Consider the following 21,914-nt stretch of genomic DNA (forward strand, 5'->3'; position numbering starts at 1 on the left):
ACCGCTCAGATGAGTGGAGGCAGGCCATGACCGCGACGATCGGCACGACCCCGGCAGCCGCGCACCACCCGGCGCCGGAACCGGCCCCGGTGGCGCGCCAGCTGCTCGTCGGCCGCGACGACGGCTACGGCGATCTCGCCCTGGAACGGTTCGCGCTCGCCCCCGGTGCCGGGGCGTGGCACGCCCCGGCCGCGCCGTGCGACCGGCTGCTCGTCGTCCTCGCCGGCCGGGCCCGGGTGGGCGTCGAGGCCGGCGGGCCGTCGGTGGAGCTCGCTGCGGACGAGGTCGTGCACGTGGCGGGCGGGCACGCCCACCGGGTCGAGGTGCTCGCCCCCGGGCCCGGCGGGTGCCTGGAGTGGATCCTGCTGGCGGGTCCCCGGCCGGCCCCTCAGCCGTAGAGGTCGGGACGGCGGTCGGCCAGGTAGGGGTTCGCCCGCCGCGACACCGCCAGCGCGGACCGGTCGAGCTCGGCCACCAGCAGCTCCGGGTCGCGGCCCGCCCGCACCACGGCGCCGTCCGGCCCGGCGACGCAGGACAGCCCGCCGTAGGTCAGCGACCCCTCGGTGCCGCACCAGTTGGCGTAGGCCACGTACACCTGGCTCTCCCACGCCCGGGCCGGGACGAGCACCCGGGGCACGTGGTCGTAGGGGAGCATGTTCGCGGTCGGGACCAGCACCGCGTCGGCGCCGGCCAGCGCCAGCGCGCGGACGGTCTCGGGGAACTCGACGTCGTAGCAGACCAGCAGGCCCAGCCCCCAGCCGTTCCAGGTCGCGACGGCGGGCGGGGTGTCCGAGGCGGTGAAGCAGGCCCGGTCGAGCGCGCCGAACAGGTGCGTCTTGCGGTACCCGGCGAGCCGGGTCCCGTCCGGCCCGACCAGTGCGACGGCGTTGGCGACCCGTCCGCCGTGGCGCTCCGGGTAGCCGTAGAGCACCGCCGTCCCCGACGTCCTGGCGATCGCGGCGACGGCGTCCGCCGACGGCCCGTCGGCCGGCTCGGCGAGCGCGGCGACCGCATCGGCGCCGATGTCGTAACCGGTCAGGAACATCTCCGGGGTGACGAGCAGGTCCGCGTCCGCGGCGGCGCACGCCTCGGCGAGCCGGGCGAGGTTCCCGGCCACGTCGTGCGGCCGGGAGACGGTCTGCAGCAGCCCGACGCGCATCAGTCCGGGAGCGCGGGCGGCGCGAGCTCGGCGAACCGGTCCCCGGGGCCGGGGTTGTCCGGCGGGGTGGACCCGCCCAGGTGCGCGACGATCCCCCAGACCGCGTTCAGCGCGGTCTGCACCGCGCCCTCCGCCCAGGCCGGGGTCCACGACACGTCGTCGCCCGCCACGAAGATCCCGCGCTCGGCGGCGGGCAGGTCGTCCTGCACGAAGTGGCAGTACATCCGCCGGTTGTAGCGGTAGTGCCCGGGCAGGGCGCCCTTGAACGCACCGAGGCTGTGCGGGTCGGACTCCCAGGTCACGGTGATCGGGTCGCCGATGACGTGCGCCCCGACGTCGACGGTCGGGTAGATCTTGCGCAGCGCGCCCAGCGCCAGCTCGACCCGCTTCTCGACCGGGTACGGCAGCATCTTCAGCGAGTCGCTCATCCACGAGTACGACAGGCAGATCACCCCGGGCCGGTCCGGCCCGTTGTCGAACAGGTACGTGCTGCGGGTGAGCCGGTCGGTCAGCGTCGTGGACATGACCTCGCGCCCGGTCGCCGGGTCGACGTCGTGCCAGAACGGCCGGTCCACCATCACGAACGTCTTGGTCGACTGCATGTAGCGGGTGCGGTCCAGGGCCATCCACACCTCCTGGCCGAACAGCGACTCGTCGGTGTCGATCTGGGTGGACAGCAGCCAGCTCTGGCAGGTGGTGAGCACCGCGGGCACGTCGCGGGTGCCGCCGTAGACGTCGGTGACACGGATCGTGTCCGCGTCGAGGCGGTGCAGCCGCGCGACACCCGGCCGGGTCCCGCCCCCGTGCAGCGACGACAGGCTGGTTCCGGCGGGCCAGTGCACCGGGTCGTCGGGGGTGCGCGTCCACAGCCCCTGCGGCACCTGCTCCACCCCGCCGACGACGAGCAGCTGGTCCTCGTCGCAGCCGGTCAGCACCACCCGCAGGATCTCCAGCATCGAGTTCGGGAAGTCCGAGTCCCAGCCGCCGGTCCCGAAGCCGACCTGCCCGAACGCCTCGCGGTGGGCGAAGGACAGGTCGGAGAACGCCTTCGAGGTGGACACGAAGTCGTAGAAGGTGCGGTCGTCCCAGACCTCGACGAGCTCCGCCCAGAGCGCCCGGATGCGCCCGACGTCGCGCTCGCGGATCGCCTGCTGCAGGTCGGTGAAGCCCGCGCCCTCCTCCAGCGCGCTCGCCCAGGCGTCGGCGACCTCGGTGAAGAACGGGGGCAGGTCGGCCAGGGTCCGGCCGTAGTACGTCCGCCCGTGCAGGTCGATCACCGTGCTGCCGGCCGCCTCCGTCAGCGGGTTCGGGAACGGCGCGGTGGGCAGCCCGAGCAGGTCGACGTAGTGGTGGAACGCCGTCGAGGAGCGGGGGAAGCGCATCCCGCCCAGCTCGGCGACGATCCCGTCGGCACCCTCGAAGGGCTGCGAGCGCAGCCGTCCGCCCAGGTGGGAGGACTCGTACACGACCGGCCGCAGCCCGATGCGCATCAGCTCGTAGGCGGCGACGAGCCCGGCGATCCCGGCCCCGACGACCACGACCTCGGTCCCCAGCCGGTCCGGTGGGACCTGGCCGAGCCCGGCCGGGTGGGTCAGCCAGTCGTCGTAGGGGAAGGGGAAGTCCGGGCCGAACGCGGTGACGGGTGGCTGCTCGGGGCTCATGGGTGGGCTCCTCGGGTCGTGTGCCGGGGATCACCCGGCCCCGCGACCCTATCGAGGACTCCGCCCCGGATCAGCCCTTTCCGCGCCGCGAGCGCACGACGCCGGTGACGATCCGCTGGTAGGTGGTCGGCAGCAGCCGCACCATCGAGTCGATGGCCCACGCGTCCGGTCCGATGAGGACACGGCGCTGGTTGCGCCGCACGCCGTCCAGGATGGTCTTCGCGGCCCGGTCCGGGGTGGTGGTGAGCATCCGCTCGAACTCGGCGGTGGCGTCGGCGGCCGGGCGGCCGGTGGCGGCGGCGACGCTGTCGTCGACCCGGGCGGCCTTCGCGATGTTGGTGCGGATCCCGCCGGGGTGCACGCAGGTCGCGGACACCGGGGACCCGGTGAGCTCGAGGTCCTGGCGCAGCGACTCGGTGAACCCGCGGACCGCGTACTTGCTCGCGTTGTAGCCGCTCATCAGGGGCTGCGCGGCGACGCCGAAGATGCTCGACAGATTGACCACGTGGCCGGCGCCCGCGGTCTCCATGTGCGGCAGGAACGCCTTGGTCCCGTGGACCACACCCCAGAAGTTGATGTCCATGATCCAGCGGTAGTCCTCCAGGGACAGTGCCCCGGTGGTGCCCGACAGCGCGACGCCGGCGTTGTTGACGATCATGTGGACGGCACCGTGGTCGGCGACGACGGCGTCGGCCCAGCCGTAGACGGCCTTCTCGTCGGCGACGTCGAGCTCGGCGGTGGTGACCCGTACCTGCGGCCCGGCGAGCGCGGCGGTCTCGGCGAGGCCCGCGGCGTCCCGGTCGGCCAGGGCGAGGTGGCAGCCGTCGCCGGCGAGGCGCAGGGCCAGCGCGCGCCCGATGCCGGATGCGGCTCCGGTGATGGCGGCGGTACGACCGGTGAAGGACTTCATCGTCGGCTCCTCACGAGCGGGTGTGGTGGGCGACCCTAATCTGATGACGCGTGATTCCACATAGCGGGGTGACCGGCGTCATCCCAGGCCGGTACCGCCCACGAGGAAGAGGGCGAGCGCGTCCGTGACCCGGTCGCGGGGCGGGTCGAACCCGCTCACCGTCCAGGTCATGACGACGTGGCTGATCCCGCCGATGACGGCGTCGGCGCGCAGCCGGGTGGCGATGGCGTCGGCGGGAGAGGGGGCGGCGTGGTCCGCGGTGAGCGCCAGGAGCAGCCGTCCGAAACCGGACATGGTCTCCAGCGAGGTCCGCTCGACCTCGGGGCTCACGCCGAGCACCTCGAACCAGACCACCCGGGCGAGCCGCGGGTCGTCCTCCACCACGCGCAGGAACGCGTCGAGACCGGCCCGGGCCAGCGTGAGCGGGTCGGTGCCGGGCGCCGCGGCCAGTGCGGGGGGCACCGCGTCCCGGAGGCGGGCGGTGCACTCGGCGTAGACGGCGAGCAGCAGCGCCTCGGTGCCGTCGAAGCACTCGTAGAAGTACCGGTCGGCGACGCGTGCCTCCCGGCAGATCCGGCGCACGGTGGCCGCCCGGTAGCCGTCGGTCCCGAGCACCTGCAGTCCCGCGTCGAGCAGCCGGCGGCGACGGTCCTCGGCGCGGTCCGACGCGGACGCGCCCGCGTAGGTCCGGCCGGTGCTCATCCCGCCATTCCAGCACGGGCGGATCGCACCCCCGGGCTTCCCCGGTACGGCGCCACGTCTGTTCCGACCGGGTGAACCTGCTGTGTACGACCGGCCTTGCGCGCGACGCTCCGACAAACAGTCCGCGTGCTCTGTCTCCCGGGCTCGCCGTGACCCCCGGCGCGGCGCTGCACGGTCATGGGCACTACACCTAGCCGTTCGCGAACAGCTCATCGAGGGCGGCGGCGAGGATGATCACCCGACTGCTGGCTCGGCGTTCGCCCTGCGTGCGACGGGGCCGGTGCGGACGCGGTCCGTCCGCGGGGGAGACCATGCGGGGCAGGGTAGCCCCCGCCGATGTCTGTACACGCTGCTCCACCCGACCCTGGGGTTCGTCACCCGAGGGGGTGTCGATGATCGACGACGTACCGGTCCCGGGGTCGCTGCCGGCGGCCTCCGCGGCCGAGCAGGCGGCGTTCGCGCGGCGGGCCCGGCGGTAGGGGCTCGGCGAGGCGTGGCTGCTCATGGGGGTGCCGTGGGTGATGCCGGACATGCTGTCGCCGTCCTCGGCTCGGGCATGTCGGCGAACCCGGCGATCTGATCCGTCCCGGCCGTCCGGGACGGATCAGCGGACGGGGCCGGGCTCCCGGCGCCGGACCTGCTCGACGACGGCCTCGGCCGCGGGCTCGGTGACGTCGCGGTTGAACGGCAGCCGCGCCAGCGCCGACCCCATAGCGCAGGTGTTGCTCAGCGCGGAGAAGGTGAGTCCGGCGCCGATGCCGCCCGCGAGCAGTCGCAGCTTCGGTGTGACGAGGCGGCCGCCGAGGATCCCGGTCAGCACCAGGGACCCCGCGACGAGCCGGACCTGGCGCTCGAGCGCCCACGCGGTGCGGCCGCGCACGACCTCGTGGCCCGCCGCGACCCAGGCGGCGACCCCGCCGTCGAGCACGTGGGCGCGGTCCAGTCCGGCGGCGGCCAGGTGCCGGCGGCCCTGCTCGGCGCGCACGCCCGACTGGCAGACCAGCACCAGCGGCGACGACGGGTCGTCGAGGTGGCGGGCGAGCTCGGCCGTGTGCTCGGCGAGGGTGTTCAGCGGAACGTGGTACGAGCCGCGGATGTGCTGCGCCTCGAACTCGGCGGCGCTGCGCACGTCGACGACCAGCGGCTCGGACCACTCGCGCAGGGCGGCGGGGGTCACGGTGCGGGTGGCGGGCTGTGCGGTCACGGAAACCCTTTCGGAGGAGTGGGACGGGACTCAGGCGAGAGAGAGGAACAGCTTCTCGAGCTGGGCCACGTCGACCTCGCGTTCGCCGTCGGCGTTCTCGGTCATGCAGTGCCGCAGACCCGTCGAGATGATTTTGAATCCGGCGCGGTCGAGCGCCTTCGAGGCGGCGGCGAGCTGGGTGATGACGTCGCGGCACTCCCTGCCGTCCTCGATCATGCGGATGATCCCGGCGATCTGGCCCTCGACCCGGCGCAGCCGGGTCACGACGTCGCTCAGCTCCGTGGGTCGGACCTGCACGGTGTCCCCCTCCCTCGATGACACTTCCAGTATACCCCCCGGGGTACTTCCGCTACCACATGGCGGGACGCCGGTAACGCATCCCGGGGGCCGCTTCGATCTGCAGAGCAAGGTCGGAAGGTGAGGCGGGCGCATGGACGGGAACGGGCCGTACGAGCGGTACTACGCGGAGCGCGCGGCGTCAGGTCAGCGCACAGTGCTGTGGCCGTGGGTGCTGCTCGCACTCGTCGTGCCGCTGCTGCTGGTCCGGTCGTTCGTGGTGACCGACGAGCCCGCCGAGGCGACGGCGACCCGCCAGGTCGCACCGCCGCCCGCGCGTGAGGCGGAGCAGGGCGTGCACCGGGCCGGCGTCGACGTCGAGCCCGGCACCTGGACCACGGACGGTCCGGGGCCCGGCGCCGAGTGCGGCTACACGCGGACCACGGCCGACGGCGTCGAGGTCGCCAGCGCCCGGCTGCACGGCGCGGCCGCCGCACGGTTTCTGGAGGGGGAGTCGGTCGTCCTCACCGGGGGCTGCACCTGGACCGCCCGCTGACGGAGTCGGCCCGGCACGTCGACGGACCGGTCCCGGCCGGCGGCATCACGCTCGTGGACACGCCGACCATGGTGTCCCACATGTACGGACACCAGGTGGTGCGGAGGGCTTCCCCGGGCGTCGGGTGACCGGTGAGGATGGCCGACATGGATCAGCTGGATTCGGACGGCACGGCCGGGGGCGACGAGGGCGGAGGGGCCGCGTTCGTGCTGGCGGGGACGCCGCTGCCGCTGTCGGCGCCGGCGCGGGTGTACGTCTGCGGGATCACCCCCTACGACGTCACCCATCTGGGGCACGCCGCGACGTTCGTCTGGGCCGATGTGCTGGCCCGGGTCGTGCGGTCGACCGGCACACCGACCCGGGTGACCCGCAACGTGACCGACGTCGACGACGTCCTCACCCGTACCGCGGCCGAGCGCCGTGTCGACTACGACGAGTTCGGTCTGCGCCAGGAGTTCTGGTTCGACCGCACCATGACCGACCTGCAGGTGGCCCCGCCCGACCACGCCCCGCACGCGCGCCACCACGTGAAGCACGTGATCGCGCTGGCCGCGGCGCTGCTGGCGACCGGCACCGCCTACCAGCGCGACGGCGCGGTGTACTTCCGCGGCGCCGGCGTCCCGGGGGCGGCGGGCCTGGACCGTGACACCGCGCTGGCCCTGTCCGCCGAGTACGGCGACGACCCCGGTGACCCGCACCGGGACGACCCGTTCGACGTGCCGCTGTGGAAGCCCGCCGCCGGCGACCACCCGGCGTGGCCGAGCCCCTGGGGGCCGGGACGCCCGGGCTGGCACGCCGAGTGCGCCGCGATGGCCCTGGCGACCCTCGGCGGTGTCGTCGACGTGCTCGCGGGCGGCGCCGACCTGGCGTTCCCGCACCACGCGTACCAGTCGGCGATGGCCGCGGCCGCGACCGGCGCGGGTCTGTTCGCCCGGCGCGGGTTCCAGGCCGGGATCGTGTCCGTCGACGGCGCCAAGATGGCCAAGTCCACCGGCAACCTCGTGCTGGTGCAGGACCTGCTCGCCGGCACCCCGGGGGCCGCGGTGCGCCTGTTCCTGCTGGACCGGCCGTGGGCGCAGCCGTGGGAGTACCGGCCCGAGGACCTCGCGCTCGCGACCGGGCGGCTGGAGGAGCTCTACGTCGCGGCCGGGCGCAAGCCCGGCTCGGCCGCCGCGGTGGACGCGGTGCGCGACGCGCTGCTCGACGACCTCGACATCCCCCGCGCGGTGGCGACGGCGCTGGAGTCGGGCGGCGAGGCGGCGCGCACGGTCATCCGGACCCTCGCCCTGCAGTGACCCCGGTCAGCGGGTCGCGGTCAGCGCCACCATCGCGCCGATCGGCCCCCACGACGGTGCGGCCGGGAACCGCTCGACGGCGCCGGGCACGAACCCGGCGGCGGTGACCGCTGCCTCGGTGTCGCGGTCGAGCCGGCAGCCCGCCGCGATCCGCTCCCACAGCGGGGCCAGCCGCCGTCGCCAGGCCGCGGGCCGGCCGTGCCCGACGACGTGCTCGATCGCCACCAGCCGCCCGCCCGGGCGCAGCACCCGGTGCGCCTCGGCCAGTGCCCGCGCCGGATCGGGGACGGTGCAGAGGACGAGGGTGAACACCACCGCGTCGACCGAGCCGTCGGCGGCGGGCAGTGCGTCGGCGCCCGCCCCGCTCACGGTCAGCGGGACGGCGCAGGCCGCGGCGCGGTCGTCGAGCCTGCGGCGCATGGCCGGGTCCGGTTCGAGGGCGATCACCTCGTCGGCGGCGCGGTAGTACGGCAGGTTGGCGCCGGTGCCCGCGCCGACGTCGAGGACGCGGCCGGTCAGGTCGCCGACCAGCGCCGCCCGGCGCGGGCCGAGGACCCGGCGCTCGACGGGGTCGAGGACGCGGTCGTACAGCGCGGCGAAGATGCGGTGCTCACCGGTGGACACGGCGGCACGCTACCCGGCGACGACCGGCAGGCCCGCCGCCGCGGCGTTGCCGAACACGTCGTCGATCGCCACGACCTCGATCCCGCGGGCGTCGAGCAGTCCGGCCACGACGGCGGCGCGGTAGCCCCCGGCGCAGTGCACCCAGACCGGTCCGGCCGGGACCTCGTCGAGCCGGTCCAGGACCTCGTGGACCGGGATCCCGACCGAGCCGCGCACCCACCCGCCGGCCCGCTCGGGGTTCCGGCGGACGTCGAGGACCGACGGGTGCGCGCCACGGTCGTACTCGGCGGCGAGATCGGCGAACGTGGCCTGGCGGAAGCTGTGCAGCGGCGCGTCGCCGGCCCACTCCTCGGGCTTGCCGGTCGCGGCCGCGGCCGGCCGGTCGATCCCGATCCGGACGAGCTCGCGCTGCGCCTCGGCGACGTCCGCCGCGGTCTCCCCGAGCAGTGTCACCGGTGTCCCCCACGGCATGAGCCAGCCGAGATAGGTCACGAACTGGCCGCCGAGCCCGATGTTGACCGTCCCGGCGACGTGCCCGGCCGCGAACGCGGTCCCGGTACGCAGGTCGACGACCCACTCGCCCGCGTCGATGCGCCGCCGCAGCTCGGCCGGGTCGGCCTCGGCCGGAGCGGACAGGTCGATCTCGTCCGGCCCGGCGGCGTTGGCGGGTCCCATGTGCGCGTAGTACGCGGGGAACGCGTCGAGCCCGGCCAGCAGCTCGCGGACCCACTCGTCCTGCTCACGGGTCAGCGCGGGGTTGGCCGCCTTCTCCGCCCCGATGGTGCTCGCGGTGCCGGTGGCCTGGGTGGCGGAGCAGAAGCTGCCGAAGCCGTGGGTCGGGAAGATATCGGTGGAGTCGGGCAGCTCCGCGGCGAGCCGCCGGGCGGAGCGCCACTGGGCGTGGGCGAGCGTGTCGGTGTGGTCGGGTCCCAGCAGGTCGGGACGGCCGGTGGAGCCGTACAGGAGCGATCCGCCGGTGAAGACGACCGCCGGCTCGGCGCCGGGCACGGAGCCGTCGGAGACGGCGAACGACAGGTGGGTGTGGGTGTGTCCCGGGGTGTGCAGGACCCGGACGTGCATCGTGCCGACCTCGACGACCTGACCGTCGCGGACGCCGACGCGTTCGAAGGAGACCGGGTCGTCGGCGTTGAGCAGGTACTGCGCGCCGGTCGCGCGGGCCAGCCGGAAGCTGCCGGTGACGTAGTCGTTGTGGATGTGGGACTCGAACACGTGGGTGATCCGGACGCCCGCCTCGTCGGCGGCGGCGCGGACCCGGTCGTGGTCGCGCTGGGGATCGACGACGAGGGCGACCTGGCCGTCGTGCGCCAGGTAGCTGCGGTCGCCCAGGCCGGGCGTCTCGACGGTCAGAACGGTGATCATGTCCGGTCCTCTCGGCAGTGACCTCGGGGTACTGGCGGCAACTCGATGAAATGATCGTACATTCCACTGAAGTTCGTGGCTCGGGTCACGAACCGGCGACCCCGCCGGCTGAAGATGGGTCGGATTCGGACCATTGTGCCGGAGATGGCCGGTCAGCAGCCTATTTGTACGTACATTAGAGCGGGCGACGGACGTGCCGGGGCGCCGGATCGTCATCGTGGGCGACGGCAGCGCGGGTGCCGGCGTCGCGGCCCGGTTGCGCCGGGCGTCGAGCAGTCAGGAGTATCAGCTCGCGCCCGCGACCTGGAAACTCACTGACGAGGTCGCCGCTGCGCTGCCCCGCACCGGTCTTGATGGGGTCCGCTCCCGCGATGTCCTCCTGGGGGTCCGGCGCCGAACAAATAGCCGTACATTTACCCTGCATCCGTCGAGGGTCGGCGGGTCACCTGCGACCGGCCCGGCTGTTGCGCGGCGGGGGACCGCGTGGTGTCGTGGTTCTCGTGTGTCCCGCAGCTCCGTCGGTCGATCGCGGCTTCGTCGTGTGCCTGATCGCCACCGACCAGCTGTCGGTCGACGACCGCCACTGTCGCCCGGGAGTCCGAGCGGCCCGGTAGTACCGGAGTCGCTTCCCGTCCGTCCCGACCCACCGGATCCCCGGAGCGACCGTGCGCACGTCCGACCGTCCCCACCTGTCCGACTCCCCGGCCGCCGCCCCCGCCGCGGAGCAGGCTGTCGCCCGCCCGTCCGCGGCGGACGCGCCCCCGCCCGCGGACATCCCGGGCGACGGCGGCACCGGCGGCCGTCCGGGCGGTGGTGCCCGATCCGGCCTGCTCGGCCGGGTGGCCGTGGCCGTGCGGGCCGCGCACCGGTCCGGCGTGCCGTTCTGACGTTCCTCCGGGTCGGTGCTCCGGTTCGGATGCGGACCCGCCCCGGCGGCGACCCGTCCGTGCCCGTCTCTCGTCCGGGCCGGTGACCGCTCGGCGCCCGCCGGTGGGTCGGACCATGGCTCCGGCGTGGTCCGTGGCACTCCGAGGGGCTTGCCTCCCGACGCTAAATGACCGTACATTCAAAGGGTGTCCGACACCGAGACCGATGCCCCCGGCCCCGCCGTGATCCGGCGCGAGCCCGGCCGTCTGCTCTGGGAACAGCTGCTCGACGACCTGCGGCGCCGCCTCGACCTCGACGCGTTCACCGACGGGTTCCCCGGCGAGCTGGCGCTGGTGGAGGAGTACGGCGTCAGCCGGCACACCGTCCGGCAGGCGGTCAAGGTACTGCGCGACGAGGGCCGTGTCGTCGGGACGCGCGGACGCCCGTCGCGCCAGGCCGAGCCGGTCGAGATCGCCCAGCGGCTCGGTGCGCTCTACAGCCTCAACGCGTCGGTGCGCGCGATGGGCCTGGAACAGCAGAGCGTGGTGCGGGCGCTGGACACCCGCGCCGACGGCGTCGTCGCGGCCCGGCTCGGGCTGGAGGAGTCCACACCGCTGGTCCACCTGGAACGCCTGCGGTTCGCCGGTGGCGACCCGCTCGCACTGGACCGGGTGTGGCTCCCGCTCGATCTCGCCGCCCCGCTGCTGAAGGCCGACTTCACCACCGGCGCGCTCTACGAGCGCTACGCCGAGCTCTGCGGGGTCGTCCTCACCGGCGGCGAGGAGACCATCCAACCCATTCTGCCCACCCCTGCCGAGCGCCGGCTGCTGGGCGGGAGCCCGTCCACCGCCGCGTTCTCGATCCGGCGCCTCGGCTGCGCCAAGGGACGCCCGGTGGAGTGGCGCCAGACCCTCGTCCGCGGCGACCGCTTCGTCCTGCGCGCGGACTTCTCCGCCAAGGACGGCTACCAGCTCGACCTGCTCGGCTCCCCCGACCGGAAGGACCCACGGCGATGACCACTCCCGACCAGATCCCGCAGACCGACCCGGTGGACGCCCGGGAGCTCGCCGCCGGCGGGGCCCTGCTGCTCGACGTCCGCGAGCCCGCCGAGTGGAGCGCCGGGCACATCGAGGGCGCGGTGCACACCCCGCTCGGGGAGCTGGACCCGATGACGTTCGACCAGGACCGGATGGTCGTGGCCGTCTGCCGTTCCGGGAACCGGTCCGGCCGGGCCGCGGCGGCGCTGGCCGACGCCGGGATCGACGTCCGGAACATGGCCGGTGGCATGAAGGCCTGGTCCGAGGCCGGCCTCCCGTTCGTCGACGACGACGGCGGACCCGGGACCGTCACATGACCGGCGTCCTGGCCGGAGCGCTGGGTCTGGTGGTCGGACTCGTCATCGGGACCCTCGGTGGGGGCGGTGGCGTGCTCTCCGTGCCCGCGCTGGTCTACGCGCTCGGTCAGGACGCCCGCACGGCCACGACCGGCAGCATCGTCATCGTCGGCATCATCTCCGCCGCCGGCGTCCTGGTCCGGCTGCGCGGTCGTACCATCGACTGGCGGACCGGTGTCGGGTTCGGGGTCGTCGGCGTGCCCACGGCCTGGGCCGGGTCGCTGGTCAACCGCGCCGTGCCGCAGCCGGTGCTGCTGCTGTCCTTCGCCGCACTCACGCTCCTGATCGCCGTGCTGATGCTGGTCAGGGGGTCGTCGTCGGCCCGGCGGACCGACGACGCCGACACCTCGCCGGGGAGCCCCGACGGCGGGTCCGGGGTTCCCGCGGCCGGCGGGGGGGCGTCCGGCGCGACCGCCGTCCTCGAGGCCCCCACCCGGCGCCGGGCGACCGTCCGCCGGGTCGCGAAGATCGCCGGGGCCGGCTCGGTCGTCGGGTTCCTGACCGGGTTCCTCGGGGTCGGCGGCGGGTTCCTCGTCGTCCCGGCCCTGACCATGCTCATGGGCCTGCCGATGCCCGCGGCGATCGGCACCTCGCTGCTGGTGCTGACCTTCAACTCGATCAGCTCGATGGGCTCCCGGATCGGGCACCTCGACCTGGACTGGGCGGTCATCGGGCCGTTCGCCGCGGTCGCGGTGCTCGGCGCACTCGGCGGCAAGCTCGTCGCCGACCGGATGTCCGGTGCGGCGCTGAACCGGGCGTTCGCCGGGCTGCTCGGCGCCGTCGGGCTTTTCGTCGGGGTGCAGAGCCTGCTCGCCCTCTGACCGCCCCTCCGGGTGCTCCCAGGGGAACCCTCGTTGCCATAGAAGCCCCGAAGGTTCCCCTGGGAGCAGCCGGGGCGGGCGGCGGGAGGGAGGCGGTGGTCAGGGTGCGGGAGCGAGCAGGTTCCCGCGGACCAGTGCGCCGTGCGCCGTCCGGGCCGCGACGACCGCCCACGCCATGACGAGCAGCCCGTAGAGCGCCACCGCCACGACAACCAGGGCCGGGGTCCCGAGGCGGGCCGCGAGCAGGTTCGTCCCGGTCACGCAGGTGCCGAGCGGGAAGGTGAAGCTCCACCAGGTCAGCGCGAACGGCAACCCGCGGCGGGCCGTCCGGACGGTCACCGCGGCCGCCAGCGCCATCCACAGCATGGCGAACCCCCAGGCCGGGACGCCGTAGAGCACGGCGAACACGGCGGTGCCGCTCGCGAACGGCTCCGGCAGCGTGCCCGGCGCGACATTCGCCAGCAGGCCCGCCGCGGTGACCGACTGACCGAGCGGGCCGAGGACGATCCACAGGGTGGGGACGGTCGCGGCCGGGCCGGTCCCGTGCACGACCAGCCGGTTCCAGATCTGCGGGAGCAGCGCGAGCGTCGCGAACAGGCTCATCCCGAACAGCGCGTAGCAGGCGAGCAGCAGCGTCGTCCGGCCCGGCCCCGGGGCGAGGTGGGCGACGAGCAGGGCGCCGTCGGCCGCCGACACCATCGGCGGCACGACCGGCATCAGCCAGCCGCCGAACGCGGCGTCCGGGCCGATCTCGTGGCGGGTGATCATCAGGTAGGGCACGCCGACGGCGGTGAGCAGGCCGAACGCGGTGCCGGCCAGCCACAGCGTCCAGCTCGTGGTGAGTGCGGCCGTGGCACCGAGGACCGGGATCCCGAACTGGACGGCACCGGCACCGACGGTCATCAGGGCCATCGCGACGGCGCCGTAGAACTGCACGGCGACCGGATCGGCCGCGTGCCCGCGGGCCCGGCGGGGGAAGCGCAGGCGGTGCGCCGCGGTCGCCACGACCAGCACGACGAGCAGGACCGAGGCCAGTCCCCACACCGCGGTGCCCCAGGCGGTCAGGACCGGCGAGCGCAGCGGCAGCGTGGCGACCGCGCCGCCGACGATCCCGGTGCCCATCACCGATGCGAACCAGTTGGGCCCCAGCGACGAGACGGCGTCGCCGGGGCGGTCGAGGTCGCGCAGCAGCCCGATCCGGGCGAGCGCGTGCGGCAGCCGGGGCAGGTCCCCGACCTCGGCTGCGGGGCGGTCCAGGTGGGTCGTCATGGTCTCCACGGTGCGCGCGGCAGGCGCCGGAGGGTACCCGTCGCCTGGTTGCGGAGTCATAAGCTGTGGTTGTGGCTCTGACTCCGCGTGTGGCCGACCTCGTGCCCTACGACCTGCTGGTCTCCGTCGCGACCCTGGGGAGCATGGGTAGGGCCGCCGTGGCGCACGGCGTCTCCCAGGCCGCGGTCAGCGCCCGGATCAGAAGCCTGGAGTGCGCGCTCGGTCTGACCCTGCTGGAGCGCTCCCCGCGGGGCACCCGGCTCACCCCGGACGGCGCGCTGGTGGTGGAGCGGGCCCGGGCCGCGCTCGACGCCGCGCACGCCCTCGACGAGGGGGTCGCCGCCCTGCGGACGGACCGCGCGGCCCGGCTGCGGGTGGCGGCCAGCGTCACGGTCGCCGAGTACCTCCTGCCGCGCTGGCTGGTCGCGCTGCGGGCGGAGCTGCCCGGTACCGCCGTCACCCTGACCTCGCACAACACGTCCGAGGTGGTCGACGACGTCCGCTCCGGGGACGCCGACCTCGGCTTCGTCGAGGGGCCCGAGCTGCCCCCCGACCTCGACGGCCAGGTCGTCGCGCGGGACCGGCTGGTGCTCGTCGTCGCCCCGGACCACCCGTGGGCGGGCCGCCGGGCGGTGGACGGGTCCCGGCTGGCGTCGACCCCGCTGGTGGCCCGGGAACCGGGGTCGGGCACCCGCGACTTCCTGGAGCGCGCGCTAGGTGCCCTGGCCCCGCCGGTGCTGGAGCTGGGATCGACGACGGCGATCAAGAACGCCGTCGCCGGCGGGGCGGGTCCCGCGGTGATCAGCGGCCTCGCCGTCGCGGCCGAGGTCGCGGCGGGGACGCTGCGGACGGTGCCGGTGCGCGGGGCGGACCTGCAGCGATGGCTGCGGGCGGCCTGGCGCCGTGGCCGGGCACCGTCGGGCCCGGCGCTGGTGCTGGTGCGGATCGCGTCACGACGCTGACCCCGGACATGCGCGACGACGTATGCTCAGGAATACCCCCAGGGGTATCCAGCCGATCGGGACCGATGCGAGGAGACGATCGCGATGTGCCGACGCGCCACCTGCCGCAACTGCGGCAAGGTCACCTGGCAGGGCTGTGGGCAGCACGTGGACCAGGTCATGGCCGGTGTGCGGCCGGCCGAGTGCTGCCGCTGCACGCCGGCCGAGCGCTCCGGCGGCGGCCTGCTCGCGAGGTTGTTCGGCCGGTCCTGAGCGGGACCTCCGGCCCTGGGCGGCAGATACCCCTGGGGGTATCCATGGAGCATCCGGACCACGATCGGAGACGCGCCATGATCCTCACGCAGTACTACCTGGAATGCCTGTCCCAGGCCTCCTACCTCGTCGGCGACGAGACGACCGGACGTGCCGTCGTCGTGGACCCCCGCCGCGACGTCGGGGAGTACCTCGCCGACGCCGCCGCGCACGGCCTGACGATCGTCGGGGTGATCGACACCCACTTCCACGCCGACTTCCTGGCGGGCCACCTGGAGCTCGCCGAGCGGACCGGGGCGTGGATCGGGTTCGGCGACGAGGCACGCCCGGAGTTCCCCGCCCGCCTCCTCGCCGACGGCGAGCGGATCGAGCTCGGCGACGTCGTGCTCGAGGTGCTGGCGACACCGGGCCACACACCCGAGTCGATCAGCGTCCTGGTGTGGGAGCACGCCGGGGACGCGGTCCCCCACTCCGTCCTCACCGGAGACACCCTGTTCGTCGGCGACGTCGGCCGGCCGGACCTGCTGGCCTTGATCGGCGTGACCGCCGACGAGCTCGGCCGGCGGCTGCACGCCTCGGTGGCCCGCCTCATGGAGCTGCCCGACGCGGTGCGGGTGCTGCCCGGCCACGGCGCGGGGTCGGCCTGCGGGAAGAACCTGTCCACCGAGCGTGCGTCGACCATCGGCGACCAGCGGCGCGACAACCCCGCCTGCCGGCCGACCGACGTCGAGGACTTCCTCGCGATGGTCACCGCCGGTCAGCCGGCCGCGCCCGGCTACTTCGTCCACGACGCGATCGCCAACCGTCGCGGGCACAGGCTGTTCGACCCGGCGCGGCCCGCGCGCCCGCTCGCCGTCGCCGAGGTCGACGACCTGGCCGGCCGGGGCGCGGTCCTGCTCGACGCCCGCGACGCGGACGCCTTCGCCGCCGGGCACCTCCCGGGCTCCCTGTCGGTGCCGCTCGACGGCCGTTTCGCCGAGACCGCGGGCACCGTGGTCGACCCGGACCGCGACATCGTGGTGGTCGCCCCGCAGGACCGCGAGGAGGAGGTGGTGACCCGGCTGGCCCGGATCGGCGCCGACCGGGTCCTCGGCTATCTGCGCGACCCGGACGCCGTGCTCGCGGAGCCGGGGCGTACGCAGCGCTCGGAGCGGCTCGACGCGGCCGCGCTGGCGGAGATGCTCGCGGGACCCGACCGACCGGAGATGCTCGACGTGCGCAACCGCGGTGAGCTCGCGGCGGGGGCGGTGCCGGGGGCGCGCCGGATCCCGCTCGCGGAGCTGCCCCGCCGGCTCGACGAGGTCGCCCGGGACCGGACGGTCGTGGTGCACTGCGCGGGCGGCTACCGCTCGGGGGTGGCGGCCTCGCTGCTGCGTCGCACCGGGTTCACCGACGTCCGCGACCTCGCCGGCGGGTACGCCGCGTGGGCGGCCCTGCCGGAGGAGCGTCGTCGTCGCGCCGACGTCGCCGCGCACCTGCACCACGAGCTCGAGATGGCCGCGGACTGGCACCCGGACCTGTCCACCCGGCGGTGAGCGGATCCCGCCGGCGCCCGTCGGCGCCGGCGGGACGGGCGCGTCAGGCGACCTTCGGTCGCTGCTCCACGACCTCGGACCGGTAGCTCTCGATGATCTCCATGAACTCGGTGTGCTCCGGCGTGGGCACCCCGCAGAAGTTCAGCGTCGAGGAGATCTCCAGCGCGACCGCGTCGAACTGCTCGTCGGTGATCTTCAGCGTCTCGTGCGCGGTGACCATGTCCATGCCCGGGTAGCACTGCGGACCGCCCGCGGCCTGCACCGACCACGCCGTGACCAGGAACTTGTAGCCGGGGGCGTTGGCCGGGTCGCCGTGGTGGGCGTGCACCCCCTCGTTCGCGTTGACCGAGGCGTTCGCGAAGAGCCGGTCGACGAGGATGTCGACCGCCCCGGCGATCGCGTAGATGCCGCCGAGGCGGTCGTACAGGGACTGCTGTTCGGGCATGACGACGCTCCCACTCCGTTGTCGGGACCCGATCACAATCCCGTGCGGTGCGGGTGTCGTCAATAGTGCACAACCGGTTCCCGGCCGTGCGGTCAGTCGTCGACCGCGTGCTGCCCGTGTCCCGGGCCGTAGCCGGTCAGCGACGGGACCTGGACCCGCAGCCCGGACGGCAGGTGCCGGGCCAGGTCGTCACGGGCGTCCGCGCCCAGGCTGCGGGCCAGGGTGTCGAGCACCGCGACCGAGGCGTTGGTGGCCCAGGCGACGTCGTGCAGCTCCAGGTACTGCTGCACCCGCGACAGGAACACCTCCTCGGTGAACGGCTGGGGCAGCACGGGCACGACCGACACCGGGACCGCGGGCTCCGCAGGCGCGCGGTGGTCGGGCACCGGCGCGTCGTCCGCCTCCGGCTCGGCCGGGTTCCCGCCCCAGCGCTCACCTGGGGCCACCTGCTCGCCCTTCATCAGGAACGAGTCGGCGGCCAGCGTCGCGCCGTCGCCGATGTCGGTGGAGTAGTGCACGAACGCCCGCACGCCGACGGCCACGCCGTCGCCGACCCGGATCCGGCCGGACTCGAAGCGGCCGTCCTCCAGCGAGTGGCACTGCAGGACCGACCCGGAGTTGAGCACGACGTCGTCGCCGAGGGAGACCAGGCTCTTCTCCGGCAGGGCGGCGCCGTCGTCGAAGACGCGCCTCCCGGCGCGCAGACCGGCCAGGCGGTTGCGCCACACGAGCAGCGGGGTCCCGGCCAGCACCGGCCGGACGTAGAGCTTCCAGAGCCGTTCGTGGAACCAGAAGTAGCGGTCGTAGATGGACGCGGTGCGCGGCTGCAGGCCGCGGAAGCCGAGCGTCGCGCGCTCCAGCAGCGCCGACCACACCATGAGCAGCAGCGGGCCGAGGAACACGGCCGGGCCGAGGGCCCACAGGCCCCACGCCGGCCAGAGCGCCACCGAGATCCCGAGCGGGACCAGCGCGACCGCGACACCGAGGGCCCGCAGCAGCACCGTGACGACGAGGGTGGAGGCGTTGTAGCGGTTCTTGGAGCGCAGCCGGCGGGCCAGCTCCTCGTCGGTGGCCGGGTGGTTCGGGTGCGGCCCCGCGCCGGTGCGCGGGATCTCCATCGGCGGCGAGCCGAGCAGGCCCACCCCGGTCCGCACCGGCCCGTCCACCGGGACCATGACCTTGGTCGCGAGCAGCACGTCGTCGCCGATCCGGGCGTCCGGCGGCAGGTGCACGTCGTTGCCGACGAAGTTGTCCCGGCCCAGCCGCACCGGGCGGATCCGGAACGAGTCGTGCGACAGCTCGGTGTTCATCATCCGCAGTCCGTCGGACACCATCGTCCCGGTGCCGACGCGGGCGTGCCGCGGCGACTCCTGGCGGAGCTGGGTGCCGAAGTTCGACCCCGTCTGCCGCAGGTCGTCGAGGTCGTAGCCGAGGCCCTTCAGGTAGCCGGTGATGAACGAGCTGTCGCCGAGCAGCAGCACCAGGAACCGCGCGTTCGACACGCCGGTCACGATCTGCTGCGCGACGTGGCGCACGCCGTAGAGCGGGAAGGTGCGGTCGACCGGCACGAACAGCGCGGCCAACCGCGGCAGCGTCAGCACGGCGAGCACGCCCACCAGCAGGGCCGCCACGACCAGTGCCATGACCGCGATCGCGCCGACCAGGAAGAACCACCAGTGCGCGCCCATGTCGGCACCGGTCAGCCCGATCAGACCGGCCACCTGCGGGGCGAAGCGGGCGAACGCGGCCACGACGAGGGCGAACACCGCCGTCGCGACGGCCCAGGACAGCCCGGCGAACACCGTCGAGTAGACGACCCGGCGCAGCCGCCCCGCGCCGACGGCGTCGGGCCCGCGGTAGTCCGAGTCGGACGGACCGGCGGGCGAGCCGTGCCAGACCTGGCCGGACGGGACGGTGACACCGGGGCGCAGCGCCGAGGCGTGGCCCAGCTGCGACCCGTCCTGCATCCAGGTCCGGATGTCGAGCACAGCGGCCTCGCCGACCACACAGTCGTCGCCGACGCCGACCGGGCCGAACTCCAGCGCACCGGGCACGGCCCGGTAGCCCTGCAGCGACGCCTCCGGGTGCACGATCGTGCGGGCGCCGACCCGGACGAGGTCGGTGGCGACCGGGACGGCCCCGAACAGGGCGCTGCCGCGCCCGATCCGCGCGCCGAGCAGCCGCAGCCACGCGGTGTACAGCGGAGTGCCGACGGCCAGCGCCATCGGGTTGGTCCGGATCAGCGTCGAGACGACCCAGAACCGCAGGTGGGCGGCGCCCCACAAGGGCACGGTCCGTTCGCGGAAGCGGCCGACGAGCGTCCACTTCGCGAGCACCGGCAGCAGCACGACGGCGACGAGCACCCCCGCGGTCCACAGCGCGGCCCGGCCGGTCAGCGACACCGCCTCGGGGGCGGCGGAGACCCAGCGGTAGCCGAGGACCAGCACCGCGGCAGCGGCGAAGCCGGACGCGAGCAGGAACAGCAGCTGCGCGATGCCGGTCAGCGCGTGCGCCACCGGGCGGGCGCGCACCGGCTCGACCGGTTCGGCGGCCACGGTCGGCACGACGTCGCCGAGCGCGGCGGCGAGCCGGCGCACGGTGGGGTGGCGGTAGACGTCGCGTGCGGACACCGACGGCAGGTCGTCACGACGGCGCACGGCGGCCGCGAACCCGGCCAGCAGCAGCGAGGTGGCGCCGAGCTCGTCGAAGAAGTCGGCCTCGACCGAGATCTCGGCGGGCTGGACCCGCAGCGCGGTGGCGAGCTCGGCGACCAGGCCGCGCTCGACGTCGGTCGCCGGGCCCACGACCGGGCCGGTCGCGGCCACACGGCTGCCGGTCGGCGCGGGCAGGTTCTTGCGGTCCGCCTTGTCGCTGGTGGTCATCGGGATGAGCTCGAGGTGCTCGAGGTAGGCGGGCACCATGTAGGACGGCAGCCGGTCCTGCAGGCGGGCCCGCAGGTCGGTCGGCGGCTCCGCGCCGCGGACCAGGCTGTAGTAGCCGACGAGCTCCTTCGTGCCGGGCGTCGGCTCGAAGGTGTCCACCACCGCCATCGCGACCGCCGGGTGGTCCTGCAGCACGGCCTCGATCTCGGACAGCTCGATGCGGTAGCCGCGGATCTTGACCTGCAGGTCGATGCGGCCCCGGTACTCGATCTCGCCGTCGGCGTTGATCCGCGTGAGGTCACCGGTGCGGTAGATGAGCCCGGACGGGTTGTTCGGCAGGTCGATCGGGGCCGGGACGAACACCTCGGCGGTCTTCTCGTCGCGGTTGAGGTAGCCGTCGGCCAGCCCCACCCCGGCGACGGCCAGCTCCCCGGTCTCGCCGAACGGCAGCACCCGGGTCGGGTCGGTGGTGTCCAGGACGAGGGCGGCGTAGGTCGGCAGCGGCCGCCCGATCGTCACCGGGCGGTCCGGGTGGACCTGCGCCATCGTCGCGGTGACGGTGGCCTCGGTGGGGCCGTAGACGTTGAGGAAGCGGCGCTGCGGGGTCCACCAGCGACGGATGAGGTCCTGCGGGCAGGCCTCCCCGGACACGAGCAGGAAGCGGAGGTCGTCGAGGTCCGCCTCGACGGTGGCGAGCAGCGTCGGCACCACGCACATCGCGGTGACGCGGCGCTCGACCAGGAAGTCGTGCAGGTCCTCGCCGACCAGCGACACCCCGGCCGGCTTGGGGACGAGGGTGGCGCCGGTCAGGAACGAGGTCCAGATCTCCTCGACGGAGAAGTCGAAGGCCAGGGTCAGGCCCTGGTACATGCGGTCGTCGGCGCGGACGCCGTACTCGTCGGCGGCGACCCGCACGAAGTTGCAGATCGCCGGGTGCCCGATCACGACGCCCTTGGGCCGGCCGGTGGAGCCGGAGGTGTAGATCAGGTAGGCGGGGTGCTCGCGGCCTGGTGTGCGACGGCTGTCCGGTCCGAGCCGCTCGTCGGAACAGGCGGCGATGTCGGCGGCCGCCGCACCGGTGACCGAGAGGATCTCGACGTCGCCCCGCACGGGGTCGCCGACCTTCGCCAGCGCGCTGTCGGTGACCAGCAGCAGACCGGCCGCGGAGTCGGAGAGGATGAACGCCACGCGGTCCGCGGGGAAGCCCGCGTCCATCGGGACGAAGGTGGCCCCGGTCTTGAGCACCGCGAGCATGGCGGTGTAGCTCTCCACCGGGTCGTCGAGCAGCAGCCCGACGACGTCGCCGGGCCCGGTGCCGCGCCCGCGCAGGTGCCGGGCGAGACGGTTGGTGCGGCCGTCGAGCTCGCGGTAGGTCAGCGTGGCGTCGCCGGTGTCGACGGCGACGGCGCCCGGATGGCGGTCGACGGCCTCCTCGAACACCTCGGCGAGCTGCTCGCCGGGCCGGGCCCGCGAGGCCTCCAGGGTCGGTCCGGGGACTAGTACACGGTCGTCGAGCGTCCGGGGACGCGGGGTCGGTACAGGTCGCTTGGTCGGCGACGGGCGGTAGGGGAGGTCCCGGCGGATCACCTGGGGCTGTCCCGGCTGTGTGTTGCGGCTGTCGCCGCCGTCGACCCCACCGGTGAGGGCCGACCGGTTGGACACGTCGGACATGACTCCGGACTACCCCATCCCGAGGGGACGAAAAGTGCAGGTCGGGCGTG

General features: G+C 74.4%; 22 protein-coding genes. 10 read left to right on the forward strand and 12 right to left on the reverse strand.

Annotated features, from left to right (window positions below; translation table 11 throughout):
• Window positions 1-26: 26 nt before the first annotated feature.
• Entirely contained in the window at window positions 27-398 is a 372-nt protein-coding gene (locus MTO91_RS01025) for a cupin domain-containing protein (RefSeq protein ID WP_346102483.1), read from the forward strand.
• Here the strand turns inward: MTO91_RS01025 and MTO91_RS01030 are convergent.
• From MTO91_RS01030 to MTO91_RS01060, 7 genes are all read right to left on the reverse strand, one after another.
• Window positions 389-1,159, reverse strand: coding sequence for a carbon-nitrogen hydrolase family protein (locus tag MTO91_RS01030; protein WP_405420390.1), 771 nt, complete (start codon window positions 1,157-1,159; stop codon window positions 389-391). The two genes, MTO91_RS01025 and MTO91_RS01030, sit on opposite strands and share 10 nt — an antisense overlap.
• Entirely contained in the window at window positions 1,159-2,820 is a 1,662-nt protein-coding gene (locus tag MTO91_RS01035; protein ID WP_476653360.1) for a flavin monoamine oxidase family protein, read from the reverse strand. The genes MTO91_RS01030 and MTO91_RS01035 overlap by 1 nt, the downstream gene beginning before the upstream one ends.
• 70 nt (window positions 2,821-2,890) lie before the next feature.
• Complete coding sequence (locus tag MTO91_RS01040; protein ID WP_476653362.1) at window positions 2,891-3,730, reverse strand: SDR family NAD(P)-dependent oxidoreductase; 840 nt, start codon at window positions 3,728-3,730, stop codon at window positions 2,891-2,893.
• Window positions 3,731-3,808: 78 nt separating this feature from the next.
• A complete protein-coding gene (locus MTO91_RS01045) occupies window positions 3,809-4,432 on the reverse strand; it encodes a TetR/AcrR family transcriptional regulator (protein WP_476653364.1) in 624 nt (207 codons plus the stop codon).
• 190 nt (window positions 4,433-4,622) lie between these two features.
• Entirely contained in the window at window positions 4,623-4,964 is a 342-nt protein-coding gene (locus MTO91_RS01050; RefSeq protein WP_476653365.1) for a hypothetical protein, read from the reverse strand.
• A gap of 72 nt (window positions 4,965-5,036) precedes the next feature.
• Window positions 5,037-5,636 (reverse strand): rhodanese-like domain-containing protein, encoded by a 600-nt coding sequence (locus tag MTO91_RS01055; RefSeq protein ID WP_476653367.1) that lies wholly within the window; start codon window positions 5,634-5,636, stop codon window positions 5,037-5,039.
• Window positions 5,637-5,666: 30 nt separating this feature from the next.
• On the reverse strand, window positions 5,667-5,933 hold the full coding sequence (locus tag MTO91_RS01060) for a metal-sensitive transcriptional regulator (RefSeq protein WP_251783176.1): 267 nt from the start codon (window positions 5,931-5,933) through the stop codon (window positions 5,667-5,669).
• 133 nt (window positions 5,934-6,066) lie between these two features.
• Between MTO91_RS01060 and MTO91_RS01065 the strand changes: the two genes are divergently transcribed.
• Window positions 6,067-6,468 carry a hypothetical protein gene (locus MTO91_RS01065; RefSeq protein ID WP_476653368.1) on the forward strand — a complete coding sequence of 134 codons (402 nt, stop codon included), beginning with the start codon at window positions 6,067-6,069 and terminating at the stop codon, window positions 6,466-6,468.
• 146 nt (window positions 6,469-6,614) lie between these two features.
• Window positions 6,615-7,763 carry a cysteine--tRNA ligase gene (locus tag MTO91_RS01070; RefSeq protein ID WP_476653370.1) on the forward strand — a complete coding sequence of 383 codons (1,149 nt, stop codon included), beginning with the start codon at window positions 6,615-6,617 and terminating at the stop codon, window positions 7,761-7,763.
• Between the two features lie 6 nt (window positions 7,764-7,769).
• Here the strand turns inward: MTO91_RS01070 and MTO91_RS01075 are convergent, their stop codons facing one another.
• Window positions 7,770-8,387, reverse strand: a complete 618-nt coding sequence (locus MTO91_RS01075) for a class I SAM-dependent methyltransferase (protein WP_476653371.1) — start codon at window positions 8,385-8,387, stop codon at window positions 7,770-7,772.
• Between the two features lie 9 nt (window positions 8,388-8,396).
• Window positions 8,397-9,767: an MBL fold metallo-hydrolase gene (locus MTO91_RS01080; protein WP_476653372.1), complete on the reverse strand. Its 1,371-nt coding sequence runs from the start codon at window positions 9,765-9,767 to the stop codon at window positions 8,397-8,399.
• Window positions 9,768-10,432: 665 nt separating this feature from the next.
• Between MTO91_RS01080 and MTO91_RS01085 the strand changes: the two genes are divergently transcribed.
• From MTO91_RS01085 to MTO91_RS01100, 4 genes are all read left to right on the forward strand, one after another.
• The gene (locus tag MTO91_RS01085; RefSeq protein ID WP_476653374.1) at window positions 10,433-10,654 is read left to right on the forward strand and encodes a hypothetical protein; all 222 of its coding nucleotides are present in this window, start codon (window positions 10,433-10,435) and stop codon (window positions 10,652-10,654) included.
• A 186-nt stretch (window positions 10,655-10,840) separates the two neighbouring features.
• Window positions 10,841-11,650 carry a GntR family transcriptional regulator gene (locus MTO91_RS01090; RefSeq protein ID WP_476653376.1) on the forward strand — a complete coding sequence of 270 codons (810 nt, stop codon included), beginning with the start codon at window positions 10,841-10,843 and terminating at the stop codon, window positions 11,648-11,650.
• A complete protein-coding gene (locus MTO91_RS01095; protein ID WP_476653378.1) occupies window positions 11,647-11,988 on the forward strand; it encodes a rhodanese-like domain-containing protein in 342 nt (113 codons plus the stop codon). Before MTO91_RS01090 ends, MTO91_RS01095 begins: the two co-directional genes overlap by 4 nt.
• Complete coding sequence (locus MTO91_RS01100; RefSeq protein WP_476653380.1) at window positions 11,985-12,848, forward strand: sulfite exporter TauE/SafE family protein; 864 nt, start codon at window positions 11,985-11,987, stop codon at window positions 12,846-12,848. The genes MTO91_RS01095 and MTO91_RS01100 overlap by 4 nt, the downstream gene beginning before the upstream one ends.
• 99 nt (window positions 12,849-12,947) lie before the next feature.
• Here MTO91_RS01100 and MTO91_RS01105 read toward each other — a convergent pair whose 3' ends face one another.
• Window positions 12,948-14,117: a TDT family transporter gene (locus MTO91_RS01105; RefSeq protein ID WP_476653382.1), complete on the reverse strand. Its 1,170-nt coding sequence runs from the start codon at window positions 14,115-14,117 to the stop codon at window positions 12,948-12,950.
• Window positions 14,118-14,188: 71 nt separating this feature from the next.
• Here MTO91_RS01105 and MTO91_RS01110 point away from each other — a divergent pair, with 71 nt between their 5' ends.
• From MTO91_RS01110 to MTO91_RS01120, 3 genes are all read left to right on the forward strand, one after another.
• On the forward strand, window positions 14,189-15,079 hold the full coding sequence (locus tag MTO91_RS01110; protein ID WP_476653383.1) for a LysR family transcriptional regulator: 891 nt from the start codon (window positions 14,189-14,191) through the stop codon (window positions 15,077-15,079).
• 84 nt (window positions 15,080-15,163) lie between these two features.
• On the forward strand, window positions 15,164-15,331 hold the full coding sequence (locus MTO91_RS01115) for a hypothetical protein (protein WP_476653385.1): 168 nt from the start codon (window positions 15,164-15,166) through the stop codon (window positions 15,329-15,331).
• A 77-nt stretch (window positions 15,332-15,408) separates the two neighbouring features.
• Window positions 15,409-16,866 (forward strand): MBL fold metallo-hydrolase, encoded by a 1,458-nt coding sequence (locus MTO91_RS01120; RefSeq protein ID WP_476653387.1) that lies wholly within the window; start codon window positions 15,409-15,411, stop codon window positions 16,864-16,866.
• Between the two features lie 43 nt (window positions 16,867-16,909).
• Here the strand turns inward: MTO91_RS01120 and MTO91_RS01125 are convergent, their stop codons facing one another.
• Both MTO91_RS01125 and MTO91_RS01130 read right to left on the reverse strand, forming a co-directional pair.
• Window positions 16,910-17,311 (reverse strand): group I truncated hemoglobin, encoded by a 402-nt coding sequence (locus MTO91_RS01125; protein WP_062399423.1) that lies wholly within the window; start codon window positions 17,309-17,311, stop codon window positions 16,910-16,912.
• Between the two features lie 92 nt (window positions 17,312-17,403).
• Window positions 17,404-21,864 carry a Pls/PosA family non-ribosomal peptide synthetase gene (locus MTO91_RS01130; RefSeq protein ID WP_476653389.1) on the reverse strand — a complete coding sequence of 1,487 codons (4,461 nt, stop codon included), beginning with the start codon at window positions 21,862-21,864 and terminating at the stop codon, window positions 17,404-17,406.
• Window positions 21,865-21,914 lie beyond the last annotated feature (50 nt).

This window comes from Pseudonocardia sp. 2-7 (assembly GCF_056341085.1).